This window comes from Proteus myxofaciens ATCC 19692 (assembly GCF_001654855.1).
Lineage (GTDB): Bacteria > Pseudomonadota > Gammaproteobacteria > Enterobacterales > Enterobacteriaceae > Proteus > Proteus myxofaciens.
Genome location: NZ_LXEN01000159.1, coordinates 1 through 7,204, shown reverse-complemented (window position 1 = coordinate 7,204; position 7,204 = coordinate 1). Strand labels below are relative to the sequence as shown.

7 protein-coding genes are annotated in these 7,204 nt (G+C 38.3%); 5 read left to right on the top strand and 2 right to left on the bottom strand.

Annotated elements, in window-relative coordinates:
* Positions 1 to 278 precede the first annotated feature (278 nt).
* Positions 279 to 1,280, top strand: coding sequence for an adenosine deaminase (gene add, locus M983_RS16275; RefSeq protein WP_066753478.1), 1,002 nt, complete (start codon positions 279 to 281; stop codon positions 1,278 to 1,280).
* Positions 1,281 to 1,385: 105 nt separating this feature from the next.
* On the opposite strand, the gene M983_RS16270 is transcribed toward add, so the two are convergent.
* Positions 1,386 to 2,375: a bile acid:sodium symporter family protein gene (locus M983_RS16270; RefSeq protein WP_066753475.1), complete on the bottom strand. Its 990-nt coding sequence runs from the start codon at positions 2,373 to 2,375 to the stop codon at positions 1,386 to 1,388.
* A gap of 22 nt (positions 2,376 to 2,397) precedes the next feature.
* On the bottom strand, positions 2,398 to 3,441 hold the full coding sequence (locus M983_RS16265) for an oxidoreductase (protein WP_066753472.1): 1,044 nt from the start codon (positions 3,439 to 3,441) through the stop codon (positions 2,398 to 2,400).
* Positions 3,442 to 3,569: 128 nt separating this feature from the next.
* On the opposite strand from M983_RS16265, the gene M983_RS16260 reads away from it, so the two are divergent.
* From M983_RS16260 to rsxC, 4 genes are all read left to right on the top strand, one after another.
* Complete coding sequence (locus M983_RS16260) at positions 3,570 to 4,037, top strand: DUF2569 domain-containing protein (protein ID WP_066753469.1); 468 nt, start codon at positions 3,570 to 3,572, stop codon at positions 4,035 to 4,037.
* A 95-nt stretch (positions 4,038 to 4,132) separates the two neighbouring features.
* Positions 4,133 to 4,714 (top strand): electron transport complex subunit RsxA, encoded by a 582-nt coding sequence (gene rsxA, locus M983_RS16255; RefSeq protein WP_066753466.1) that lies wholly within the window; start codon positions 4,133 to 4,135, stop codon positions 4,712 to 4,714.
* A complete protein-coding gene (gene rsxB / locus M983_RS16250; RefSeq protein ID WP_066753462.1) occupies positions 4,714 to 5,340 on the top strand; it encodes an electron transport complex subunit RsxB in 627 nt (208 codons plus the stop codon). Before rsxA ends, rsxB begins: the two co-directional genes overlap by 1 nt.
* On the top strand, positions 5,333 to 7,204 hold a 1,872-nt coding region (rsxC, locus tag M983_RS16245), incomplete at its 3' end, for an electron transport complex subunit RsxC (protein ID WP_066753459.1). The genes rsxB and rsxC, both read left to right, overlap by 8 nt.

Below are 7,204 nucleotides of genomic sequence, written 5' to 3'. Positions count from 1 at the left end.
TAGTTTCATGCCCATGATTTTACAAAAATTTTTTATATTTCAATTAAACTGACATAACTCATCAATCAGGTTGAAACTAAGTTTCAAAAAATGACCATTTCTTTTTTTTATATTTTATTTGAGTGAAATAAATAAATAAAAAATCATTTTTTTGATTTTAAAATAACCAATCTTTGTTTAGTTTATAGTGAACATTATAAAAATCAGCGATAATAATGAGCAACTAATTATTATTATCCAATTTATAAAAGCCTCATATTATTAAAAGGAAATACCCAGTGATAGACACACAGTTACCTTTGACCGATTTACACCGTCATTTAGATGGAAATATTCGTCCTCAAACAATTTTAGAATTAGCACAACAACATCATATTGCATTACCAGCATATGAGTTAGAGACGTTGCGCCCTCATGTTCAAATTACTCACAATGAACCAAGTTTAGTTAGCTTTTTACAAAAACTGGATTGGGGTGTTGCGGTTTTAGCCGATTTAAATGCTTGTCGCCGAGTGGCTTATGAAAATGTAGTTGATGTCGTTAATGCGGGTATTGATTACGCTGAATTACGTTTTTCACCTTACTATATGGCAATGAAGCATCAGTTACCTGTTGAAGGTGTCGTTGAAGCTGTTATTGATGGTATTCAATGCGCTAAACGCGCTTATGATGTCGAAATTAAACTTATTGGTATACTAAGTCGTACTTTTGGTGAAGACGCTTGTCAACAAGAATTAAATGGCCTTTTAGCACATCAAGAGAGTATTACAGCTCTTGATTTAGCGGGTGATGAACTAGGGTTTCCTGGCCATTTATTTCAATCACATTTTAATCGTGCCCGTGATACTGGTTGGAATATTACAGTGCATGCTGGTGAAGCAGCAGGCGCTGAAAGCATTTGGCATGCGATTAACAAATTAGGTGCTAGCCGTATTGGTCATGGTGTTAAAGCAATAGAAGACCCTCGTTTAATGGATTATCTTGCTGAACATCAAATTGGGATTGAATCTTGCCTAACGTCAAATATTCAAACCAGCACAATTAATTCACTTGCTGAACATCCACTAAAAACATTCTTAGATCACGGTATTATTGCTTCACTTAATACAGATGACCCTGCGGTTGAAGGCATTGAGCTGGCTTATGAATATAACGTTGCAGCGCCTGCAGCTGGTTTAACACCACAGCAAATCAGACAGGCTCAGATCAATGGTCTAACTATGGCATTTATGAGCCAAGCAGAGCGTGATGCACTGATAAAAAAAGTCAGCCAAGGCTAATCCACAACGAATAATATTATTAATATTATGATTAATAATCAAAAAAGCACCGATTTATAAATTCTACGGTGCTTTTTTATTAGTTTTAAAATGACTTGTCTAACTTTATTTTTTTGTACTTTCACCGATTTTATTTGCATAACGCTGTGCTAATACAGCACAAACCATTAGTTGGATTTGATGAAATAACATTAAAGGCAACAGCATAATTCCTACAGTTGCAGCTGGAAATAAGACGTTAGCCATAGGTACACCATTCGCTAAACTCTTTTTGGAACCACAAAAAACAATTGTAATTTCATCTGCTTTATTAAATCCTAATAACCTTGCACTATAAATATTCACCACTAGCACAATTGCTAATAAGACACAGCTCACCACAGCAATGGTTAGTAATGACCAGCCATCAATTTTATGCCAGATACCTTCAACAACCGCCTCACTAAAGGCAACATATACCACCAGCAAAATAGAAGATCGATCTGTTCTATTGACTAGTTTTTTATGTCTATCAACCCAACGTCCTATTAAAGGGCGCGATAAGTGACCAATAATAAAAGGTACCATCAGTTGCAATAAAATAGCTCCAATTGCGCCAGTCGTATCAAAATCGCTAGCGGAGCCTTGTGTCTCCATTAAAAAGCTCACCAGTATAGGTGAAAGGAATACACCTAATATACTGGAAGCAGAAGCACTACAAATCGCAGCTGCTACATTACCACCAGCAACAGAGGTGAATGCAATAGCTGATTGCACTGTCGCTGGTAATGCACATAGGTATAAAAAGCCCATATACACCGTCGGCGACATCCATTGAGGAACAATTACTTGTAGCCCTAATCCAAGAATAGGGAAAAGGATAAATGTACTTGCAAAAACGGTAAGATGAAGACGCCAATGTCCAAGGCCTGACATAATAGCGTCACGAGAAAGTTTTGCGCCATGAAGAAAAAACAGTAAAGCGATTGCTGCTTTTGTTAGATATTGAAAGACAACTTTTATATCGCCTTCACAAGGAAACACTGTCGCCAATGTCACAACACAAATCATTATCATCAAAAAGGGATCAAGTTTTAATTTTTGCCACCAAGCCATTGTTTTAATTACTCCCTTCTTGTTATAACGTAATCGTCTGTTTTAATTTATTTGATAACAAGCCAGCTTCAATGAGTCGCATAATAGAAATTGCTTGAAGTGGTGTGACTGGGTTTTCTTCACCTAACGTAATCGCTCGATAAATTTGCTCATAATAAGCAGGATAATTACCTGATAAAGTAGGCAATGTTGTTGTAACGAGCTCATCAGCATGATTTATGGTCGTTAATTCACCATCAAGATTATCTTCACCCCAATTCGGCATTGATGTTGGGCGTTTTCCTGCTTTTAGTGCATCTTCTTGAGTATCAAGACCATATTTTGCATAACTCCCTTTTGTACCATGAATAGCAAAAATAGGTGTTGGAGAAGCAACCAGCATAGAAGCATGAAGAACAACTTTGATATTTTCATAATCAAGGAAGGCATGAAAATAATCTGCATTCTTTGCATTAGGACGTAATTGTGCAATATTCGCTGTAATAGCGAGGGGGACACCAAATAAGCAAACGGCTTGATCAAGAAGGTGAGGAGCAAGATCGTACCAAAGTCCACCACCAAGACCTGCATCTTCTCGCCAACGTTGACGAACGACGGGACGAAATCGATCAAAATGAGCTTCATAGGCACTGACCTCCCCTAATGTCTTATCTTCAAGCAGTTTTTTTACTGTCAAAAATCCTGAGTCCCAACGACGATTATGAAAAACAGAAAGTAACTTACCTGCTTTTGTTGCTTGTTCTGTTAGCTTTTCAGCCTCTTCTAGCGTTAGTGTAAAAGGTTTATCGACGACAACATGCTTACCGTTAGAGAGCGCCTGAGAAGCTAATGAGTAATGTGTGTCATTAGGTGTTGGGATAATAACTAGGTCAATTTGGGGATCATCAATTAAGGCTTGTGCGGTAGAATAGACCTGAATATCAGGAAAATCTTGTTTCACTTTAGTTTCATCAGAGCTTGAAATTGCGCTGAGTATTAAGCCTTGCGTTGCATCTATAAGTGGGGCATGAAAGGTTTTGCTTGCATAGCCATAACCAATAATTCCAACCTTTAATTTATCTGCCATTGCCCTCTCCTATTTTTTACAGTCTCTTCAACAAAAATGACGTTAATATTTTGTGTTAAATAAATAATAACAAAGTTTGTGATAATATCTCGTTTGGTTCTTTCTACAATAGTAGGGATTTTAGATTAATGAAATTAAAACCTCAGACAACGCTTATTGATAATCAAACAAAAAGAGCGCCGATTACAGGATGGTTACTTGCGCCATTGGCATATATGTTGTTATCACTAATTGGTGCGGGCTTAATGTCTGTACTTTATATGATGAAATATTTTTCAGACTTTTCAATTATTCATCAGCTCCCTATTCATCTTATCTCAGGATGGTATTTATCCGCGATAACAACATGGGGAATGTTTATTTTTACGGCTTACATATTGCGTCAGTTTTTTTATCGTGCAAAAAATTTTCCTCGCTTATTTATTATTTGGTTATTAATAAACCTATTATTAGCGATTAAAACCTTTGGTTTTGCTCCTGTTGACGATCAGGTTGCAGTGAAATCTTTATTATGGGCTGTATTCTCAACCATTCTCTTAGTCCCTTATATCAAATATTCAAAACGTGTACGTGAAACTTTCACACAAGATCGATAACTCGATACATTTCAGCTTGATATTATACTCACCCGTTTAGCCTCTTTATTTTTAGGAGGCTTTTATTTCTACTTTAACACTATTTTGGCATAGCAATGACTGACTACTTGCTTCTATTCGTTGGCACCGTACTGGTGAATAATTTTGTACTCGTCAAATTCCTGGGTTTATGTCCTTTTATGGGCGTATCAAAAAAATTAGAAACTGCCATAGGAATGGGCTTTGCAACAACGTTTGTGATGACACTCGCGTCTATTAGTTCTTGGTTAATGGATACCTTTATTTTAGTTCCTTTAGATTTACTCTACTTACGTACCCTGAGCTTTATCTTAGTAATAGCGGTTGTTGTTCAGTTCACTGAAATGGTAGTAAGAAAAACAAGCCCTGCGCTATATCGCTTATTGGGGATTTTTCTACCTTTAATCACCACAAACTGCGCTGTTTTAGGTGTCGCGTTATTAAATATCAACGAATCCCATACTTTTATGCAATCTGCTGTTTATGGCTTTGGTGCTGCCATTGGTTTTTCTCTTGTTATGGTGCTATTTGCAGCAATACGAGAGAGACTTGCAGTCGCAAATATTCCTGCGCCCTTTAAAGGCTCATCTATTGGTTTAATTACCGCAGGTTTAATGTCTCTTGCATTTATGGGTTTTAGTGGTTTGGTGAAACTGTAATGAATTCTTTATGGGTAGCAATTAGTGTACTAGGTGCATTTGGTCTAATCTTTGGGCTAATTTTGGGATACTCTGCCCGTCGTTTTAAGGTAGAAGAAGATCCTATAGTCGAAAAAATTGATGCGATACTACCGCAAAGCCAATGCGGTCAATGCGGTCATCCTGGTTGTCGTCCTTATGCTGAAGCTGTTGCAAATAATGGCGAATTTATTAATCGCTGTGCCCCTGGTGGTGAGCAAGTTATGCTAAAAATTGCTGAGCTAATGGGGGTTGATCCTCAACCATTAGACGGTGATGAAGAAGCGCTAAATCCAATTAGAAAAGTTGCGCTAATAGACGAAGATAACTGCATAGGATGCACTAAATGTATTCAGGCATGTCCAGTGGATGCTATCGTTGGCGCAACGCGCGCTATGCACACTGTCATCGAAGATTTATGTACAGGGTGCGATTTATGTGTAGCGCCCTGTCCAACAGATTGTATTACATTAGTTCCTGTTAAAGTCACCACATCAAATTGGAAATGGGACTTAAATACAATTCCTGTCAAAAATATTCCAGTAGAACCAGAAGAAACACCTGAAGATGAGCCTTCATTAAAGGTGGAGGATGGCGCTCATGTTTAATCTCTTTTCATTATTTAAAAAAGATAAAATTTGGGATTTTAAAGGTGGTATCCATCCTCCTGAAATGAAATTGCAATCAAGCCAAACGCCTATGCGTATTGCAAAACTACCTGATGAGGTCATTATTCCTATACATCAGCATTTAGGTGTTCCAGGCCAAGTCTGCGTTAATATCGGTGATAATGTATTAAAAGGTCAGCCTTTAACTAAAGGCGTGGGTAGAACATTGCCTGTTCACGCGTCTGTCTCAGGTACAGTGACGGCAATAGAGCCATTTCCTAGCACTCATCCTTCTGGCTTGCCAGAAATTGCTGTTAGGATAAAATCAGATGGCAAAGATGAGTGGCGAGAAAAGCATCCTCTTATAGACTATCAATCACAAAGCCAAGCAACGCTATTAACCCGTATTCATGAAGCAGGCATTGCTGGATTAGGTGGTGCAGGATTCCCTACTGCCTCTAAATTACGTGGTGCTGGTGATTTAATTAAAACATTAATCATCAATGCTGCTGAATGTGAGCCTTATATCACTGCTGACGATCGCTTAATGCAAGAGCATGCTGATGAAGTGATTGCAGGCTGTCAGGTTCTCATTCATCTTCTTTCTCCTGATGAAGTTCTTATTGGAATTGAAGATAACAAACCAGAGGCCATTGAGGCTTTAAAACATGCTTTAGCCAATGTTCCTTCAGAGAAACGTATTTTTATTCGGGTGATCCCAACTAAATACCCATCAGGTGGCGCAAAACAATTAACCAAAATACTAACAGGTAAAGAAGTCCCCTCAGGTGGACGCTCTTCTGATATCGGCGTTTTAATGCAAAACGTAGGTACTGTTGTTGCTATTAAACGTGCAGTTATTGATGATGAACCATTAATTGAACGCGTCGTTACCATTACAGGACAAGGGGCTAAAACACCAGGTAACTTTTGGGCTCGATTAGGAACACCTATTTATTCATTATTAAAACAAGCTGGCTTTGTTGCAGGTTCAGAGCAAATGGTCATTATGGGAGGGCCTTTAATGGGCTTTACACTTCCTGATTTAAATGCGCCTGTTATTAAAATAACCAACTGCTTACTGATACCTTCTATCGAAGAAATGGATATTGATAATGTTGAAGAAGCCTGTATCCGTTGTGGTCATTGTGTTGATGCTTGTCCTAGTGGGTTATTACCTCAGCAACTTTATTGGTTTAGTAAAGGGAAAGAGCATGAAAAGGCTCAGCAACATAATTTATTCGATTGTATAGAATGTGGTGCCTGTGCGTTTGTTTGCCCTAGTAATATTCCTTTAGTGCAATATTATCGCCAAGAAAAAGCAGAAATTAGAGAAATTGACGCAGAAGCTAAACGTGCTGCTGAAGCGAAAACACGTTTTGAAGCTAAAAAAGTACGAATGGAGCGTGAAAAACTTGAGCGTGAAGCAAGACATCAACGTGCCGCTGTTAAATTAGACGATACTGCTCATAACGAGGTTCAATCTGCACTTTCTCGAGTAAAAGCCAAACAGAATGTAGGCAAAATCGTTGAGGTAAACCTAGACGAATTACCTGATAATTCTGCAATTATTGCTGAGCGCAAAAAACGTAAAGAAGAAGCAAAAGCGAAACAAGCCATTAAAGCAGCTCAAAAAGCAGAAGCCACAACGAGTACTGAGGTTGATCCTCGTAAAGATGCCGTAGCTGCTGCTATTGCTAGAATGAAAGCCAAAAAGCAAGCCCAACAAGACAATGCGGTAGTTACAACTCAAAATGTCGATGCAAAATCTGAAGCTGAAGTTGATCCCCGTAAAGCAGCCGTAGCCGCTGCTATTGCTAGAATGAAAGCTAAAAAGCAAGCTCAACAAGACAATGCAGTAGCC

What these genes read in the sequence shown, in the direction of transcription:
- M983_RS16270 (WP_066753475.1), bottom strand. Translation starts at nt 2,375, where the DNA reads ATGGCTTGGTGGCAAAAATTAAAACTTGATCCCTTTTTGATGATAATG.
- rsxA (WP_066753466.1), top strand. Translation starts at nt 4,133, where the DNA reads ATGACTGACTACTTGCTTCTATTCGTTGGCACCGTACTGGTGAATAAT.
- rsxB (WP_066753462.1), top strand. Translation starts at nt 4,714, where the DNA reads ATGAATTCTTTATGGGTAGCAATTAGTGTACTAGGTGCATTTGGTCTA.
- M983_RS16265 (WP_066753472.1), bottom strand. Translation starts at nt 3,441, where the DNA reads ATGGCAGATAAATTAAAGGTTGGAATTATTGGTTATGGCTATGCAAGC.
- M983_RS16260 (WP_066753469.1), top strand. Translation starts at nt 3,570, where the DNA reads ATGAAATTAAAACCTCAGACAACGCTTATTGATAATCAAACAAAAAGA.